The organism is Mesorhizobium sp. LCM 4576 (genome assembly GCF_001854815.1).
GTDB classification, from domain to species: domain Bacteria; phylum Pseudomonadota; class Alphaproteobacteria; order Rhizobiales; family Rhizobiaceae; genus Mesorhizobium; species Mesorhizobium plurifarium.
Genome location: NZ_MDDT01000038.1, coordinates 1 through 17876, shown reverse-complemented (window position 1 = coordinate 17876; position 17876 = coordinate 1). Strand labels below are relative to the sequence as shown.

Sequence of the window (17876 nt, the reverse complement as noted above, 5' to 3'; positions counted from 1 at the left end):
CGACGTCCTTCACCGTCACGGTCGCGGTGTCGCTTGCCGGCGGCGCGGCGGTGCCCTCGTCATCCTGGGCGTTCACCACAACGGTGTTGGTGATGCTGTCGCCCRCATTGTGGGCGCCAATATTGACGTCCGCCGTAAATATCCAGGTCTCGTTACTGTCGACAAGGTAGTCGCCATCGGCGTCGCCACTTACATAGTGCGAGCCATAGGTCTTGCCGGCGACCGAGAAGCCATCCAGCAGGTTAATGTCATCGTCAATACCGGGCGTTGCATTGTCGTCGATCAGTGAGGTCAGCGTCAGTGGATCGGCGGCTCCATCCGCGCTCGTATTTGTTACCTTGTAGGTGTAGGTGACATCGGTGGCCGAGCCTTCGTTGATCGAGGTTGGGTCGGCAGTCTTCTCGATCGCGACCGCTGGGGCGTGGTCGACGCTGTCTTTGGTGATGACGCCCCACTCCTCAAAGCCGCCGTCCGAATCGCTGGGGCTACCGAATGCCGAATAGAGATAGACATAGTCACCGGTCGCCCCGGCGAAGTAGCTGGTCGGGATATAGACGAACAGATCCCCTTGTCCGCTGCCGGCTGGCGCGTCTTTGCCGGCATTCAACTGAACGGTAACGTCACCGTCGGTAGCATTTCCATCTATGTCGTAGAGCAGTTGCTGGCTCTGGAGCGTCGAAAGGCTGGCAATATCTGGATCCGACGCGGAGTAAATCTGCAGCGAGTTGAGCGAAAGCAACGCCCCCGAAGGGCTRTTCGGCTCATTGGCGTCGAGCTTGAAAACGTAATAGTTGTGGCCATCCACGGTCACGACTTGCATGTCGCTCAGCAGAAGCGCGTTGGTGTGCTCCTGTTGGYCGTCATCCAATGGCAGCGGAGTGCCATCGGTGTTGAATCCGCTTTCCGTGCCCTTCGCGCCGAGCACAAGGAACGTATCGTAGTTGCCGGTGCCCGAGTCACCTTGCTGCTCGGCCRCAAAAATCGTGCCGTCGGTCAATGTCTCCTAGGTCGTTCCACTAGTCAGATCAACTATGGTATCGGCCATATTCAACTCCCGTTGCGCCGCAGCGCCCTTTTGGCCGCGCAAGGCGGCGAGTTACCCCATGCCAAAAAGCGCTGAGATCAGCGCCTGAATTCCGTGCGGGAGGAGGATCGGCGTAGCGTCCGACAAGCCGCAACCAACGGCCCCGGCCGGCGAGCAGCGAACACAAAGCGGCTCACGACGGCTGGCGGCTCGACGGTAGCGGCTAAAGCGGCTGTTTATGCCGCGCTGCGTATCCCCTGCCCCAGTAGCGTGGTACTCGTTGTTGCCGGTCGCGGGTTCTTTTCACGCTACTCTATATTAGCATATTATTAACTCTACCGCAGCGTGCGTCAACGGGCAATTCCATGAAGAGTTAATGACAAAAGTCAAACTTATGCGCAAATACGGCCAATCAGCGTAAAGAATACTTGGCGCTATATTAAGTCTTATTTTACCAGGGACCTTTGCGCCGCTCACATCAGACCTCAGGCGCCGGGCTTCGGTCGCTCCCACTCCACAAACGACGGCGATCGCCGAGGCTTTCAGACCACCTTCTTGCCCCGCCTGCCGCCATGCGCGTCCACGGCCTTCTCGACGGCGCGCTTCAATTCGTCCTTGATCTCGACCGTCTCAGCCATCAGCGTCTCGATCTTGAGGAATTCGAGCACGCGGTATTTCGAGACATTCGGCCGGATCAGAATGTCCGGCGGGTGCTGCCTGAGCTTGTTGGCGATGATCGACTGCATCATCAGCTGCGTGGCGCCATACATCAGGTCGACGGTGGTCGGATGCCTGCGCTCGGCCTCGCTCGGCGCGCCGACGACATCGATGGCGATGATGATGTCGGCGTCCTTCTCGATGAGGTCGAAAGGCACGGGATTGTAGATGCCGCCATCGATCAGCACTCGACCCTCGCGCGTCACCGGACGGAAGACCGCCGGGATGGCCGCCGAAGCGGCAAGCGCCGAATGCAGGTCGCCTTCGGTGAACACCGCAAGGCTGTGACCGAAATAATCGGTCGCCGTCACCTTGAGCGGGATCTTCAGCGCCTCGAAAGTCTGCGGGATCGCCTCCGGCAGGAAAGCCTTGAGAATGCGCTCGACGTTGAACTGGCTGACGCGGATGCCGCCCTGCATGGCCTCCGCGATCGTGCCCGGCCGCGAGCGCCACATGCGYGCCGCCACTTCGGCCCGGCTGCCGAGGATCGATCGGGCATAATCGTGGATCTCAACACCCTTCATGCCCGACGCCATGCCGGCGCCCATGATGGCGCCGATCGACGAGCCGGCAATCGCCGCCGGCTTGATGCCAAGCTCGTCGAGAGCCTCGATGATATGGATATGCGCAAGACCGCGCGCGCCGCCGCCGCCGAAGGCCACCCCGAAGGTCGGGCTCATCCCTTGCCGCCTCCCGCAACCAGCACCAGCGGCGGCCCGATCACCATCACCGCGGGGTCGGTCGACAGGAGCTTCTTCGCCGCCRCCTTGACGTCGGCCAGCGTCACCGCGTTGATGAGAGCCGCGCGCCGCTTGATGTAATCGATGCCGAGATTGTCGAGTTGCAGCTCCACCAGCGTCGCGGCGATGGAGCTGGAAGAATCCAGATTGTTGATGGCGTAGGCGCCGATCATGTATTTCTTGGTCGCCGCGAGCTCCTCCTCGGTGGGGCCGTTCTCGGCCATGTCCTTCACCACCTGGCGCACGATCGAAAGCGTTTGGGCCGCGCGGTCGGAACGCGTCGCCGTCGTCACCAGCAGCGCGTTGGAATGCTCGTGATCGACGAGAGCGGAGCTGACGCTATAGGCAAGGCCGCGCTTCTCGCGCACCTGCTCGTAAAGGCGCGAGGTGAATGTCGAGCCGCCGAGAATCTCGTTCATCAGCACGGCGGCGTAAAAATCGGGATCGCTGCGCTTCACGCCCGGCCAGGCAAGCTGCAGGGAGGTCTGCGGCAAGTCGTAATTCACTTCGAGCTGCTGGCCGAGCCTGGGCTTGATGTCGGCAACCGGCGCCAGCGCCTGCTTGTCCGGCAGGTCGCCGAACACCTCGTCAAGCCTGCCGCTCAACGTGGCGGCGTCGATATCGCCCACCACCGTCACATGCAGTCCGCCGCGGGCGAAATTCGCCTTGTGGAAGGCCCTGAGGTCGTCGGCGGTGATGGTGGCGAGGCTGTCTTTGTTGCCTTCGTCCGGCCGCGCATAAGGGTGCTGGCCATAGATCGCGCGCAGCCAGCGCTGCTGGCCGATCGTATTTGGGTCCCGCTCATTGGCGAGGATGCCGGACAGTATCTGGGCGCGGATGCGGTCGATCGGCGCCTGATCGAAGCGCGGGCTGTTCACCGCCAGCTTCAGCAGGCCGAACGCCTCGTCCTTCTGGTCGGACAGCATGCGCATCGAGCCGTAGGTGCCATCGCGCGCCGCCTGAAAACTCATCTCGGCGCCGGCATCGTCGAGCTTCAGTTGAAAGGCCTCGCTGTCGAGGTCGCCGGCGCCCTCGTCGAACAGGCCGGTCATCAGGTTGACCAGGCCCTCCTTGCCGGCAGGGTCCTGCGCCGTGCCGCCGTCGAAGACGAAACGGATCGCAATCAGCGGGATCGAATGGTCTTCCACCAGCCAGGCGGTGACGCCCTTCTTCGACTTCACCTCCTGGATGTTCATCTCGGCGTGCGCGGCAAGCACCGGCAAAAGCAGGAAGAACAGGGCGAAGCAAAGGGTGACGACGGCGCGGTAGATTTTACCTTCTCCCCTTGTGGGAGAAGGTGTCGCCGAAGGCGACGGATGAGGAGTGTTCCAGCGAAGTGAGACGTTGCGTTCCCTGGAGCACCCCTCATCCGTCTCGGCGCTGCGCGCCGATCCACCTTCTCCCACAAGGGGAGAAGGGAAGTTGCTGGCATGTCCCATACTCATCATCAATTCCCCGCCTGCTGCTGCGGCAAGAGATAGCCGGTGGTGGAGCGATCGAGCACCAGGTACCGGGCCGCCACCGCCTTGACCTCATCGGCAGTTACCTTGCGGATGCGGTCCGGCCATTCCTGGACGTCCTTGACGTTGCCGCCGGTGGCAAGCGTCGAGCCATACATGTTGACCATGTCGTCCTGCTTGTCGCGCGCAAAGATCATCGAGCGCACATAGCGGGTCTTGGCCCGCTCCAGCTCATCGTCGCTCACGCCGTCCTTGACGATGCGGGCGATCTCGGCATCGACCGCCGCCTCGACATCGGCAAGCCTGGCGTCGCCGCGCGGGGCGCCATAGACGGTGAAGTTGGTGGCGTCGAGCATGGTGCCTTGGAAGTAGGCGCCGGTCTCGGAAGCGATACCCTGCTTGACGACGAGTTGCTGGTACAGCCTGCTGCGGTTGTCACCGCCGAGAATCTCGGCAAGCAGGTCGAGCGCCTCGGCTTCGCCGGGCCTGGCCGTGTGATAGGACGGCACGACCCATTGCGTCGAAAAGTTCGGCACAGAGACGCGCGCGTCGGTCAGCGTCACCGTGCGCTTCGTGTTCTGCTCGGGCTCGACGGGGCGGATGCGCGGCCTGAGGTCCGGGCCGCGGGCGACTTTGCCGTAGGTCCTTTCGGCCATTGCCTTCACCGCGTCGGGATCGACGTCGCCCGCCACCACCAGCACGGCGTTGTTCGGCCGGTAGTACGCGTTGTAGAAGGCTGTCGCGTCCGGACGGTTCAATTCTTCCATCTCCTGCATCCAACCGATCACCGGAATGCGGTATGGCTGGTTCTGCCAGAGAGTCGCGTCGACCTCCTCGTCGAGCACCGCCTGAGGATTGCTGTCGATGCGCGAGCGGCGCTCCTCGAGGATCACGTCGYGCTCGGTCTTGATGACGTCGTCGGTCAGGATCAGGTTGCGCATGCGATCGGCCTCGAAACCCATCATCTGTTCGAGCGCCGAGGGTGGCACCGTCTCGTGGAAGGCGGTGTAGTCGTAGGAGGTGAAGGCGTTGTTGGAGCCGCCGATCTCGGACACGGCGCGGTCGAACTCGCCGGCGGCATGGTTGGTCGTGGCCTTGAACATCAGGTGCTCGAAGAAATGCGCGATGCCGGATTTGCCGGGCGGCTCGTCGGCGCTGCCGATCTTGTACCAGACCATATGCGTGACGATCGGGGCGCGGTGGTCGGGGATGACGACCACCTCCATACCGTTGTCGAGCAGGAAATCCTTGACCTCGCCGTCGTCGGCAGCGCGAGCCGGAGCCGCGGCGAGCGCCAGCGTGCCGACAAGAAGCGCCGCTCGCAGCCCAATCCCCGTTGGTGTCATCAAGATCTCCGGTTCCGGTTGCGCGACGATAGGCAAGGTTCGCCGGCGAGGCAAAGTGAATTGTTCGGCATTTTCGAGGCGAGGCTAGTTGGCTTCGATGAAGCGGATGACCGTTTCGCCGTAACTGCGCTCGTCCATGACGGAAAAACCGGCGCCCGGTTCGAACGGCGCCGAGGCAGCCTCCTCAACGACGCAGAGCGCGCCAGGCAGAAGCCAGCCGCCGGCCTTGGCCGAGCGCAGCGCGCGCTCGCCGAGCCCTTTGCCATAGGGCGGATCGGCAAAGACCAGCCCGAAGGGCGAGATCGTGCCGGCTTCGCCGAGATGCGTGGCGTCGCGGCGGAAGATCTTGGTGCGGCCGGTGAGGCCATAGGCCTCGACATTCTCGCGGATCAGACCTCGCCCCTCAGTCGATTCCTCGATGAAGAGGCAGTAGGAGGCGTGGCGTGACAGCGCCTCGAGCCCGAGCGCGCCCGTGCCGGCGAAGAGATCGAGCACGCGGCCGCCTTCGAGCTTTTCTGCGTAGCGATGCGCCAGGACGTTGAACACCGCCTCGCGGGTGCGATCGGTGGTCGGGCGGATGGCATTGCTTTTCGGCGTCGCTAGCGGACGCCCGCGGAACTCACCGCCGACGATCCGCATCGCCGCCCCTCTTCGGACCGCGCGGCCTATGACCGCCATCGCCTTCAGGCCGCTCGCCGCGCGGCTTGCCGAACGGCTTTGCGCCTGACTTACCCTTGCCGCCCGGCTTGTAGGACGCCTTGCGCGCCTTCGCCTCGGCGACCCTGGCGGCATCGGCCTCCGCCCTGCCCTTGCCGATCGGCCTGGCGCCCGGCGCCATCCAGACATTGGCCTTGCGCTGGCCCGGCGGGTCGATCGGCCGCTGCTCGCGTGAGGATTTCTTACCGCCTAAGCGGGGCTTGTCGCCGAAACCGCCGCGCGGCTTATCCCCGAAGCCGCCGCGCTCGCCAAACGCCCTATCCGGTTTTGTCGAAAGCTTGCTCAGCGCCTCGTCGCGGCTGCCTTCGCGGCGCTTGCGCGCCTTGATCAGGCCGCCCTCGCCGATCGGTAGGCGGGGGCTGTCACGCGTGAATTTCGGCCTATCAGCTTCTTCGCGGCGCGGACCGCTGCCGCGCACCGGTTTGTTGGAAAACGGCTTCTGGATCTCGGCATCGAAATTGGCGCCGGATTCCTCGATCAGCCGCTCGCCGAGCTGTTCGCGCAGCACGCGGCCCTTGATCTCGAGCACATGGCCTTCCGGCAGATCCTCGAGTTGGAACGGCCCGTAGGAGATGCGGATCAGCCGCGTCACCTCGAGGCCAAGCGCGCCGAGGATGTTCTTCACCTCGCGGTTCTTGCCTTCGCGCAAGCCGAGCGTCAGCCAGGCATTGGTTCCCTGCTCGCGGTCGAGCGAGGCCTCGATCGAGCCGTAGAAGACGCCGTCGACGGCAATACCGTCGCGCAGGCCGGCAAGCGCGCTCTCCTCGACCTTGCCGTGGACGCGCGCGCGGTAGCGCCGCAACCAACCGGTGGCCGGTAGCTCGAGCACGCGCGACAGGCCGCCGTCATTGGTCAAAAGCAGCAAGCCCTCGGTGTTGATGTCGAGCCGGCCGATGGTCATCAGCCGCGGYAGGTCGGATGGCAGCACGTCGAAGACGGTCTTGCGGCCTTCCGGATCGCGGTTGGTGGTGACGACGCCCGCCGGCTTATGGAACAGGAAGAGACGCGTGCGCTCGATGGGCGGAATCTCGGTGCCGTCGAGATGGATGACGTCGTTGGCGCTGACATTGAAGGCGGGCGAGTCCAGCACCTTGCCGTTGACCTTGACGCGGCCCGCCGCGACCAGTTCCTCGGCGTCGCGGCGCGAGGCGATGCCGGCGCGCGCCAGCCGCTTGGCGATGCGCTCACCGCTCTCCGRCATGGCTTCCGAGGGACGCGGTCGTGGCTTGAAGCCGCCTTCCGGTTTTCCGCCGGCTCCGCGTGGACGATCGCTGAAGTCCCGTTTCGGCCGGTCGGCGAAATCGCGTTTGGGACGATCGCCGAACTCGCGCTTGGGGCGGTCGAAACGGCGCTCGCCCCGCTCGCCTTCGGCGGCCGCTGGCCGGTCGCCACGCGCTGTGTAGGGCTCACGGCCCTCACGCTTCTCGAAGGGCGCGCCGTCGCGCGGCGAACCTTTGCGGAACGGCCTGTCGCCACGCTCCCCGCCTTCGTTCAGTTCACCCGGCTTGTAGCTGCGCTTGAAATCGCGGCGCTCGCCTTCGCCGGCCATCGGCCGGTCGCCGCGCGGCGTGTACGGCTTGCCTTCCGGGCGCGGGCCTTTGCGGAAAGGCCTGTCGCCTCGCTCCGCTCCCTCGCCCGTCTCACGCGGCTCGTAGCGCTTGAAGTCGCGCCCGCCTTCGGCGGCCATCGGCCGCTCACGCTTGGCGAACGGCTTCTTGGCGCCGAAACCCGGCTTGCCGCCGCGCTGGCCGGCCGGTTTCGAGCCGCTCTTGCGCGGTCCGCGTGAAGATTTCTTGTCGTCGTCCATTACTTTGCTCGTCTTCGCCTGCTACGGCGCCGCGCGCCCTTTCGGACGCCCAACGCAGGCAGTGTCATTCTTGATTTTGCGCATCCAGTCGCGCGACAAAAACCGATTCCGGTTTTCAAGGTCTCGCGCTAGATAACAGGATCACTCTCGGGTGGCGAGAAGTAATCGGAATGGAAACCGCTTGAAACGACCGGATTTCATGGCCTTGGCGCTCGAAGAGGCCAAGGCGGCGGCGAGCCGCGGCGAAGTGCCGGTCGGCGCTGTTATCGCCAGCGGCAGCACCCTGGTCGCAAAAGCCGGCAACCGTACGCGTGAACTCTCTGACCCGACCGCGCATGCCGAGATGCTGGCGATCCGCGAGGCCTGCCGGAAGCTCACCAGCGAGCGGCTGACGGGCCACGACCTCTATGTGACGCTGGAGCCATGCACGATGTGCGCCGGCGCGATCTCCTTCGCCCGGCTGCGGCGGCTCTATTTCGGCGCTGCCGACGAAAAAGGCGGCGCGGTGATCAACGGCGTGCGCTTCTTCGCCTCGCCCACCTGCCACCACACGCCGGACATCTATCCCGGGCTCGGCGAGAGCGACGCCGCCCTCATCCTCAAGGATTTCTTTCGCGAGAAACGGAATGGCGGTGAATGGTGAAAAATTTGGCGAGCAGTGAGTAGTGGGTAGCTATCTATTCGCTACAGACCCAGCCAGTCGAACCAGCCACCGCTCTTCTTGCCTTCCGCCTGCGCCTTGAGGCGGCGCTCCTTCTTGTACTCGTCCTCGCCAAGCTCGTTCTGCGGCGCCGTCGTGGCAGCCTGGCGATAGGCGAGCGGCGGCTCGCTCAGATATTTGCGAACGGTCGGGTCGCCCTGCTTCTGTTCGGCAAGGTTGCGCTGAATCGCGGCCTTGCGGGCGTCACTGTTGGAATCGTCCGGCGTCCAGCGCGGCGGATGGCTGGAGCCCGATTCGGCCAACGCCTTCTTCACCGCCTCGGGGTCGGTCTGGATGTCCTCGACCGCTTCCGGCTGGTAGTTCGGATCGTTCTGGTGCGCGGTGGCGTCGGCGCGGATGCGGGCGCGGCGCGCCTCCGGCGATTCGGGCCAATCGGCGCTCGCCGTCTCGATGCTTTCCTGCGGCGGCGGCAGGCTTTCCTTTTGCCCCGGGGCAGGCTTCACCAGGTCGGGGCGCGGCTTGTAATCGATCGGAGTGCGGCGCTTCGGCGTGATCGAGGCAGYGCCTGAAACATCGTCGAAGAGCTGCGCGGCCGCCGTCTTGTCGGTTCCGTAGGTGGGCGAGCTCATGCAGCCCGACAGAGCGATGGCCGATACCACAAGCGGCGCCACCAGCGCGGCGCGCGCAAACGTTCTGTCGGTCATGCCAAAAAGTCCCACTCTAACAGCCTTTCGGTCGCCACCGGCCAACGGCACGGTCCCCTTCTTCCCCGCACTTGCGATGGAAATCCGGCGACAATTTGTCTGCCGGAGTGTCGCGTGTTTACCTCAACCACTTGTTAAGGGCAACGCACGGGCGGTTTGAGACCGCCCGGCGTGGCATTTGTGCACCGGCTTATGAACAGGTCTACAGGCGCCCAAGCGCCTTCAGCTCATGCAGCACGGCGGCGTCGCGGGCCGAGACATCAGGGAATTCCGCGTCCTGCCCGACATCGGCGGTGTAACGCCAGGAGCGCGCGCATTTGACCAAGCCGCGATCCTCGGCCTTCTCCACCACCACCGCCACGCCCTTGACGTCGTCGAGCGTGAAGGCGCCTTCCGGCGCCTTGCCGCGGTTGATGACGAGGTCGCTGGTGATCGCCATCTCGGCCATGTCGACATCGGCGATCGCCGTTTCCAGCACCGCATCGTCGATGGTGACCACCGGCACGGCTTCCAACGAGGAGCCAATCAGCTTCTCGGCGCGCGCGATTTCCAGCGCGCCGGTGACGACGCGGCGCACCTGCCTCACCTTGCGCCATTTCTCGGCCAGCGCCTCGTTGCGCCAGTTCCGCGGGATCGCCGGGAACTGATCGAGATGCACCGAGACGGCTTCCGGATGGCGGTCGAGCCAAGCCTCCTCGGTGGTGAAGGGCAGCATCGGCGCGAGCCACTTCACCAGGCATTCGAAGAGGTGACGCACCACCTGGACCRCCGCCCTGCGGCGCAGGCTCGACGGCCCGTCGCAGTACAGCGCATCCTTGCGAATGTCGAAATAGAAGGCCGAAAGCTCCACCACCATGAAGTCGAGCAACGCACGAGTAATGCGCTTGAACTCGAAGGCGTCGTAGCCCTGGCGCACCACCTCGTCCAGTTCGGACAGCCGGTGCAGCATCAGCCGCTCCAGTTCCGGCATCGCCTCGACCGGCACATCCTGGCCGTCGTCATGGGCAAGCGTGCCCAGCATCCAGCGGATCGTGTTCCTGAGCTTGCGGTAGGCGTCGATATTGGTCTGCAGCACGTTCTTGCCGAGCCGCTGGTCCTCCCAATAATCAGTCGTCACCACCCAGAGCCTGAGGATATCGGCGCCGGACTGCTTGATGACATCCTGCGGCACGACGGTGTTGCCGAGCGATTTCGACATCTTGCGGCCTTCCTCGTCCATGGTGAAGCCATGGGTGATGACCGTGTCGTAAGGCGCCCTGCCCCTTGTGCCGCAGCTTTCGAGCAGCGAGGAATGGAACCAGCCGCGATGCTGGTCCGAGCCCTCGAGATAGACGTCGGCCGGCCATTTCAGGTCCGGACGGTCTTCCAGCGTGAAGACATGCGTCGAGCCGGAATCGAACCAGACGTCCAGGATGTCCCTCACCTGATGCCATTTGGACGCATCGTGATTTCCGAGGAAGCGTTCCTTGGCGCCCTCGGCGAACCAGGCGTCGGCGCCTTCCTTTTCGAAAGCGTCCATGATGCGCTGGTTGACGGCCTCGTCCTTCAGCACATTGCCGTCCTCGTCGGCGAAGACCGCGATCGGCACGCCCCAGGCGCGCTGGCGCGACAGCACCCAGTCGGGGCGCTCCTCGATCATGGCGCGGATACGGTTCTGGCCAGCCGCCGGCACGAAGCGCGTGTCGTCGATCGCCTTCAGCGCGCGGCTGCGCAGCGTCGTGCCGTCACCGAGGTCCTTGTCCATATAGACGAACCATTGCGGGGTGTTGCGGAAGATGACCGGCTTCTTCGAGCGCCAGGAATGCGGATAGCTGTGCTTCAGGCGGCCACGCGCGAAGAGCGCGTTGCGCTTGATCAGCTCGTCGATGACCGCCTGGTTGGCGTTGCCCTTCTTGCCGTTGTCGTCGATGACGCGCGCCGCCCCGCCCTCGCGTTCCGGACCGAAGCCCGGCGCGTCCTTGGTGAAGAAGCCCGCATCGTCGACGGTGAAGGGGATCGTGGTATCGACTCCGCGCGCCCTCAGCTCGCTCGCGGCCTCCATCCAGGCGTCGAAGTCCTCGCGGCCGTGGCCGGGCGCGGTGTGCACGAAGCCGGTGCCGGCATCGTCGGTGACGTGCTCGCCGGCAACCATCGGCACCGGGAATTCATAGCCGCCGCCAAGGCCCTTGAAAGGATGTGAAAGCGTAAGCTTCCCAAGCTGTTCCGCCGATACGCTGTGAAGCCGGTTCAGTGTGACCTTGGCCTTGGCTGCGCATTCCTCGGCCAAGGCATCGGCAAAGATCAGCTTCTCGCCGGGCTGCGGGCCGAAAGCGTTCTCGGCCGCCGTCACCTCGTAGAGGCCATAGGCGATGCGCGGCGAATAGCTCACAGCGCGGTTGCCGGGGATCGTCCAGGGCGTGGTCGTCCAGATGACGACATGCGCCTCGACCAGATCGAGCGCGGCCCCATCCAGCGCCGGCGCGGCGCCGGCCACCGGCTGGGCGAGGCTCGCGACCGGGAACTTCACCCAGATCGTGTCGCTCTCGTAATCCTGATACTCAACCTCGGCCTCGGCCAGCGCGGTGCGCTCGACCACGCTCCACATCACGGGCTTCGAGCCGCGGTAGAGCTGGCCGGACATGGCGAACTTCAGCAGCTCGCCGGCGATGCGCGACTCGGCGTGGTAGGCCATCGTCGTATAGGGATTGTCGAAATCGCCGATGACGCCAAGGCGCTGGAACTCTGAGCCTTGCACCTTGATCCAGTTGGCGGCGAAGTCGCGGCATTCCCTGCGGAACTCGTTGACCGGCACTTCGTCCTTGTTCTTGCCTTTGGCGCGGTATTGCTCCTCGATCTTCCATTCGATCGGCAGGCCGTGGCAGTCCCAGCCCGGCACGTAGTTGGCGTCGTAGCCGCGCATCTGGAAGGAGCGGTTGATGACATCCTTGAGGATCTTGTTCAGCGCATGGCCGATATGGATGTTGCCGTTGGCGTAGGGCGGGCCGTCATGCAGCACGAATTTCTCGCGGCCGGCGGCCTCCTCGCGCAGCTTTTTGTAAAGGTCCATGTCCTGCCAGCGCTTGACCAGGCCAGGCTCCTTCTCGGGCAAGCCGGCTCGCATCGGGAAATCCGTCTGCGGCAAATAAAGCGTTTTGGAATAGTCGATCGTCTCAACGGTATCGGTCATTGATCTGCCATCTCAAGGTACCCGACGACAAAAGCCGGGCGTTCAAGTCTTGCTTCGACGCATATCGTTTTCCCAAAACCGAAGCCACCTTCGGGCGATATGCGTTGATGTTCATGAAAAACGCGAGGGGCGCGCGCGAAAATTCCCGGCGGCTCCAGCGGCGCTCAGGCCGCCCGGAACACCGGGCCCGTAATTCGTATCGCGATCGCGAAAAGGCGCGAAAAGCTCGTCATGGCGTGGCTTTTAGCGGATGGYGCGACAGGAATAAAGCGCGGATTYCAAGGCATGAAGCCGCTTTCACGACCTACATCGTGAAATTGAAGCGGTAAGTGGTCGAGACACCGAAGGTCCACTGGTTGCGGTCGCCCCGTTCCTTGACCAGGCTGGAATCGGCAGYCGGCCCCATCAGGCGCGAGTATTCGGTGAAAACGCTTGCCGTCATCGGCTCGGTCACCTTCCAGGTGATCGCGCCGCCGAGGCCCGTCGACCTAAGCCCGCCGCCCGGATGGTACTCGCTCAAGCCCGAAGCAACCGCTTMCTTGGCGTTGACGCCGTAGTAGGCGTCGAAATAGTTGGACGAGGCGAAGGAGACGCGCGGGCCGCCGGAAATGCVCACCGTCGGCGTGATGTCGTAGAAGGCGTCCGCAGCGATGTCCGCGACAAAGCCGTTATGGGCGCGAATGCCGTGCCTGAGCTCCGCCCTCGCCCTTACCCAATCCAGCGGATAGAATTCGAAGAAGCCGCCCACCTCGCCGCCCCAGCGCACCGGATCGAGGCCTTTCAGTTCGTCCTTGCTATCGCGCGAGAATATGAACTTGCCGGTCAAGCCGGCGCGAACGGAACCGTCATCGATCAGCGCCAGCGAGATGTTGTCGTTGCGCGAGGTGAAGCGCGCCTCGGGACCGACCTTGCCGAGCGATATGATCGGCTGGGCGCTGAACATATATTTCTTGCCGCCCTCGAAATTCGGCGCGACGAGGCCGGTGGCGCCCAATGTCAGATACCAGTCGCCGGAAATCCAGCTGCCCTCCCCCGCCTGCGCGGCAGGCGCGGTGACCAGGCCCAAGGCGACAGCCAGAGGAATCTTCCCGACAATACGCATCGTCACCCCTTACGCGAAACGCGCCGGCAGCACTACCCGCCGACGCTCAAGCCATGCCGTGCGTTCGGTAAAATTTGACTTAAAATCGTAACATCGGAACAGACAGGCCAACTAAAGCGCGTCGCGATCTTTCAGATTCGCTCCATGCGCTTTAGGTTTTTGATTTTGCGCATGTCTTTATCCCGGAACCGGTTCCCACTTTCGGGACATGCCTTAGCCAACACGCCGGTTGCGGCGCAAGCTCTCTATCAGATCGCAGGCTGCTTCCAGTCCGCCGGTAAGCGGGTTTGACGCTCCGTAGGCAAGGGCCGCCTGATGCCATTGCGCGCGGACCGCCGGGTCGCCGGCCTTCTGGACCGCTCGCCGCCAGATTTGGGGATCGTCGCGATTGGCCACGACCAGTCCCGCCCCGCTGGCTTCGACATATTTTGCATATCCGCAGGCGTCCGAGGCGATGACCGGCAGGCCGTTCGCGAGCGCCTCGAGGATCACCGTGCCGGTATTTTCCAGGCGCGCCGCGTGCAGCATGAAGTCGCTCGCAACCACGATCGCCGGGATATCTTCCTGGATGCCCAGCAGCGTGACCCGATCCGACATCCCGGATTTGGCGATCAGGCCGCGAAGCCGGATTTCTTCCTCACTGCCCTTTCGAAAACCGGCGACCAGCCAATGTACCCCCGGGAACGGCTGAAGGGCCTTTACCGCCCGATCGAGACCTTTCACCTTCGATTTGTTGGCGATGCTCAAGGCAATGACCGCTTCGCGAGGCAGCTCAAAGCGATCGCGGATCTCATTGCGGTCGCCGGCTTGCAGTTCCGGTCTGCAGCGTCTCGGATCGAGCGTCGGCCCGACGACGTGAATGCGGGATTCCTCAGTTCGCCAGAAGTCGCGGTAAAGCGCCGCCTGCTTTTCGCTGAGCGAAATGATCTGCACGGCGTTGCCGGGGGCAAAGATCATCGATTCGAGATTCTGCTGGCGAATGAAGCGAGGCGAAAACGGCCGCCACCATCCGAGCTTCGAGGCAAAATAAGGCGGGTCGCCGGCATAGTAGATGTCCAGGCCGGCCATCTTGTTGAAACCGACCACACAGTCGAAGTCGCGCCTGGCCGCCAGCACGGTCCTTCCCAGCGCATATTCCGTGCCCGGATTGGAGAGAACCCGTGCCGGATGGACTTTTATCGTCGCCGAACTCTCGACATGACCGACCTGGCGGGTCGTCAGGATCGTCACATTATGACCGCGCGCGATCAGTCGGTCGCTGATATTCAGACAATCCCTCTGCAGACCCCCGTTCATAAACAGGGCAGAGATTGCACAGCAGATTCTCATCACATTTTCCGGAGCGCCGCCCTACCCCCCAAGATTGACGGAGAGAGACTCCGGGTGCGCCCCAGACTTCCCCATTCAAACAAACACAGCGGGCGCTCAAATGTCGGTCGTGTTGAAAACACGAATATGCTGTATATAACCAGTTATCAAGAGACTCGGATGCTTTCGCGTTCGAGCTTTTTCCAAAAATCAGTTGGAGCGTGCGTTCATGCAGATTCCCCCGGTCGATCGCGATTGCCAGGCCGGGTTCGACTGAAAGCCGCCATACCGTGCCAAAGGCCCTGCGCGAATATGAATGGCGGCAATGGCTGAGGCTGCAGCCGCTGCTGCACGCCATCAAGACTGCCCGTTACCGGAGAATCGACCAGAGGTTCGTGCACCAACCGGTCGAGGGTGACGATGTCCCGGCCATCCGCGATGCCGCCCGCGGCCGCCATGTCCTGCTTACTGTTGCCTTCGACGATCCTCGGTGCCTGGACCTGCAATTGCGGCTGACGGAAGGACTTRTCCGCCACGATCTCCACATCGTCGCCGACAACAGCGTCAGCGATGCTTCCGCGGACGAGAACAGGCGGGTTTGYGCGAACCGTGGCGCCGCCTATGTCAGGCTGCCGGCCAATCCGTGGACTGTGAAAAACCCGAGCCGGTCGCACGGCGCGGCGCTCAACTGGATGTGGCGCAATGTGCTTGAGCCTGCCGCACCGGCCGCATTCGGATTCCTCGACCAGGACCTTTTCCCGACGCAGCCATGCGACCCCTTCGAACCTCTTGAAGCCACGGCTTTTTACGGCGACCTGCGCTGGGCCGGCGCGCGATGGTTTTTGTGGGCCGGCTATTGTTTCTTTCGCTTCGACGCCGTCGGCCGAGAGCCTCTCGATTTCGGGCTCGACTGGTTCGCCGGCCTCGACACCGGCGGAGCCAATTGGGAGGTGCTCTATCGGCATGTGGACCCGAACACGGTGCCGCAACGGCCGATAACCGCATTCGCCGCCTTGCCCGGGATTGAGCTCAGGCAGGCCTATTGCGAATGGCGGGGAAGCTGGCTTCATGAAGTCGGCCTCGACGGCGACCTGTCGCTGAAGGCGAAAAAGCGCGAAGCGGTCCTTAGGCTGCTCGCCCCGGCCATCGAGATCTCGCTCGGATCGGCCAGACAAGAAAATTGACAGTCGACAGATGTCGGAACTTTGGAATTGGAATTCTGAAACCAGGCTGCCGATATCCGGCAATTCAACGGCCGTTCGATCCGGCCGGTCATCGCAAGGGCCATTCCATTGCCGACAGTAAGCGTGATCATTCCAGTGAAAGACGGTGCGCAATATGTCGGCGAGGCCCTGCAAAGCATCCTGGACCAGGATCTGACGGATATCGAAGTCATCGTCGTCGACGATGGATCTTGCGATGACAGCGCCGCGATCGCGACGTCGATCGGCGACTGTGACGGCCGGGTCAGAGTTGTCGCCAACAGCGGCAAGGGGATCGTCGATGCGCTGAACATGGGGATTGCACTCGCGCGGGCCCCTCTTGTGGCGCGCATGGATTGCGACGATGTCTCGCTGCCCGACAGGTTGCGCCTGCAGGTGGCGTGTTTCGAAGCGGATGCCGATTTGCAGCTGCTCGGTACGGCGGGGTTGCAGATCGACCGGGACGGGAAGCTGTTGAGGCCGATCGGCGTGCCTACCGGCAACGACCCATTGYGGGAAGCGCTCGCCAGATACAATCCCATGCTTCACCCGACGGTGATGTTCCGGACCGAGGCCGTCCGGCGCGCGGGAGGCTACCGCCACGCGTTCACCTATGCCGAAGACTATGATCTATGGCTGCGGCTTTCCGAGACGGGAAAACTGGCCAATATGGCAATCCCGCTCGTAAAGCTGAGATCGCATCCGGGACAAGTATCGCGCGTGAAGCAGGACCAGCAAAAGGCGGCCGCGGCATTGGCCAGGCAGTCGGCGCTGTTGCGCCGCTATCGCGGCGAGCCGTTCGACGCGAACGGCCGACCCGCGCAGGCCATCGCAGGTTTTCTGGCATGGCGCGCCGCCACGGGGGCCGGCGTCTCAAGACTGGAAAGACGCGACATCGAGTTGCTGTTGCGAACCGCGGGCATACCCATCGCCGTCACGTGCAAGCTGCTGTTGCTCGCGGCTGTCGGCGCCCCCTCTTTCAGGACGCTCGCACTCGGACCTCGACTGGCCTGGCGCAGGATGATCGCGCGGCCGAACTGATGCGACCCAGCGGATGCGACCTGTCGTCGATCTCACGAGCATGGYGCGATACTCGGATCCGGCCGCCCTGGTCCGCGTGCAGCGGCATCACAGCGCGGCCGCGGCGGAGGTCATGGACAACCGGCCGCCCACGGCCCGGTCCCGCGTTGCTGGACGGCCATTGCCATTCAGTTTAGCTTCCTTTCGCCGCACGATCGGCGGTGAATTTCGAGGGAGATGAAACCATGACTCTGCCAAGCGACGCTCTCAGGGACGCGATCGGCCAGACGCGGGACAAGTGGGGATGGTTCGTGGCGCTTGGCGTGTTGCTGCTGATCTTCGGCGGCATCGCTTTCGGCAATTTGTTCATCGCCACCGTCGCCTCGGTCTATGTCGTCGGCTGGCTGATGCTGATGGCCGGCATCATCGAGATCATCCATGCCTTCGGGGTCAAGACGTGGGGGCGTTTCTTCTACTGGCTGTTGAGCGGCCTGCTCTACGCCGTCGCCGGCTTCTTCGCCTTCGACAATCCGCTGCTCGCCTCGGCGGTGCTGACGCTGCTGTTGGCCATCGCGCTTGTCGCTTCCGGGCTTTTGCGGTCCTGGGTGGCCTTCAGTCACCGGCCGCAGCAAGGCTGGGGATGGCTGCTCGCGGCCGGCATCATCACCATTCTGCTCGGCCTGATGATCGCCATGGGCTGGCCGGTGAACAGCCTCTGGGTGCTTGGCATATTCCTGGCGATCGACCTTGTGTTCCAGGGTTGGAGCTTCATCGCCATCGGGCTGGCGCTGAAGCGGTAAGCCTCCCTCAGTCGACGTTGAGCAGGACAACGGTCCTCACCATAGATTTATCTTCATTAGAGCCGGATGAGATTTATGGGAGTCGTGGGATTCCCAAATCAG

The 17876-nt window shown here is 63.6% G+C and carries 14 protein-coding genes; 4 read left to right on the top strand and 10 right to left on the bottom strand.

From position 1 onward, the window contains the following. From LCM4576_RS21425 to LCM4576_RS21400, 6 genes are all read right to left on the bottom strand, one after another. The coding region (locus tag LCM4576_RS21425; RefSeq protein ID WP_198540288.1) for a hypothetical protein at positions 1-997 on the bottom strand (997 nt) is incomplete at its 3' end. 569 nt (positions 998-1566) lie between these two features. Next, positions 1567-2421 carry a patatin-like phospholipase family protein gene (locus tag LCM4576_RS21420; protein WP_071034494.1) on the bottom strand — a complete coding sequence of 285 codons (855 nt, stop codon included), beginning with the start codon at positions 2419-2421 and terminating at the stop codon, positions 1567-1569. Continuing rightward, entirely contained in the window at positions 2418-3926 is a 1509-nt protein-coding gene (locus tag LCM4576_RS21415) for a pitrilysin family protein (protein WP_244510860.1), read from the bottom strand. The genes LCM4576_RS21420 and LCM4576_RS21415 overlap by 4 nt, the downstream gene beginning before the upstream one ends. 2 nt (positions 3927-3928) lie before the next feature. After that, positions 3929-5287 carry a pitrilysin family protein gene (locus LCM4576_RS21410; RefSeq protein ID WP_071034496.1) on the bottom strand — a complete coding sequence of 453 codons (1359 nt, stop codon included), beginning with the start codon at positions 5285-5287 and terminating at the stop codon, positions 3929-3931. 84 nt (positions 5288-5371) lie between these two features. Then, the gene (gene rsmD, locus LCM4576_RS21405; protein ID WP_040980949.1) at positions 5372-5926 is read right to left on the bottom strand and encodes a 16S rRNA (guanine(966)-N(2))-methyltransferase RsmD; all 555 of its coding nucleotides are present in this window, start codon (positions 5924-5926) and stop codon (positions 5372-5374) included. Next, positions 5907-7811 (bottom strand): pseudouridine synthase, encoded by a 1905-nt coding sequence (locus LCM4576_RS21400; protein WP_071034493.1) that lies wholly within the window; start codon positions 7809-7811, stop codon positions 5907-5909. The genes rsmD and LCM4576_RS21400 overlap by 20 nt, the downstream gene beginning before the upstream one ends. 181 nt (positions 7812-7992) lie before the next feature. Between LCM4576_RS21400 and LCM4576_RS21395 the strand changes: the two genes are divergently transcribed. Beyond that, a complete protein-coding gene (locus LCM4576_RS21395) occupies positions 7993-8454 on the top strand; it encodes a nucleoside deaminase (protein ID WP_071034491.1) in 462 nt (153 codons plus the stop codon). Between the two features lie 41 nt (positions 8455-8495). Here the strand turns inward: LCM4576_RS21395 and LCM4576_RS21390 are convergent, their stop codons facing one another. From LCM4576_RS21390 to LCM4576_RS21375, 4 genes are all read right to left on the bottom strand, one after another. Then, a complete protein-coding gene (locus tag LCM4576_RS21390) occupies positions 8496-9176 on the bottom strand; it encodes a hypothetical protein (protein WP_116397979.1) in 681 nt (226 codons plus the stop codon). Positions 9177-9378: 202 nt separating this feature from the next. Continuing rightward, positions 9379-12342, bottom strand: coding sequence for an isoleucine--tRNA ligase (ileS, locus tag LCM4576_RS21385; RefSeq protein WP_071034487.1), 2964 nt, complete (start codon positions 12340-12342; stop codon positions 9379-9381). Between the two features lie 304 nt (positions 12343-12646). Further along, the gene (locus tag LCM4576_RS21380) at positions 12647-13444 is read right to left on the bottom strand and encodes a MipA/OmpV family protein (protein ID WP_071034485.1); all 798 of its coding nucleotides are present in this window, start codon (positions 13442-13444) and stop codon (positions 12647-12649) included. 213 nt (positions 13445-13657) lie between these two features. After that, positions 13658-14773, bottom strand: coding sequence for a glycosyltransferase family 4 protein (locus LCM4576_RS21375; protein WP_071034484.1), 1116 nt, complete (start codon positions 14771-14773; stop codon positions 13658-13660). 269 nt (positions 14774-15042) lie between these two features. Here LCM4576_RS21375 and LCM4576_RS21370 point away from each other — a divergent pair, with 269 nt between their 5' ends. From LCM4576_RS21370 to LCM4576_RS21360, 3 genes are all read left to right on the top strand, one after another. After that, entirely contained in the window at positions 15043-15936 is an 894-nt protein-coding gene (locus tag LCM4576_RS21370) for a hypothetical protein (RefSeq protein WP_071034482.1), read from the top strand. Between the two features lie 123 nt (positions 15937-16059). Then, positions 16060-16995: a glycosyltransferase gene (locus tag LCM4576_RS21365; RefSeq protein WP_157901223.1), complete on the top strand. Its 936-nt coding sequence runs from the start codon at positions 16060-16062 to the stop codon at positions 16993-16995. Positions 16996-17219: 224 nt separating this feature from the next. Next, positions 17220-17774: an HdeD family acid-resistance protein gene (locus LCM4576_RS21360; RefSeq protein WP_041009665.1), complete on the top strand. Its 555-nt coding sequence runs from the start codon at positions 17220-17222 to the stop codon at positions 17772-17774. Positions 17775-17876 lie beyond the last annotated feature (102 nt).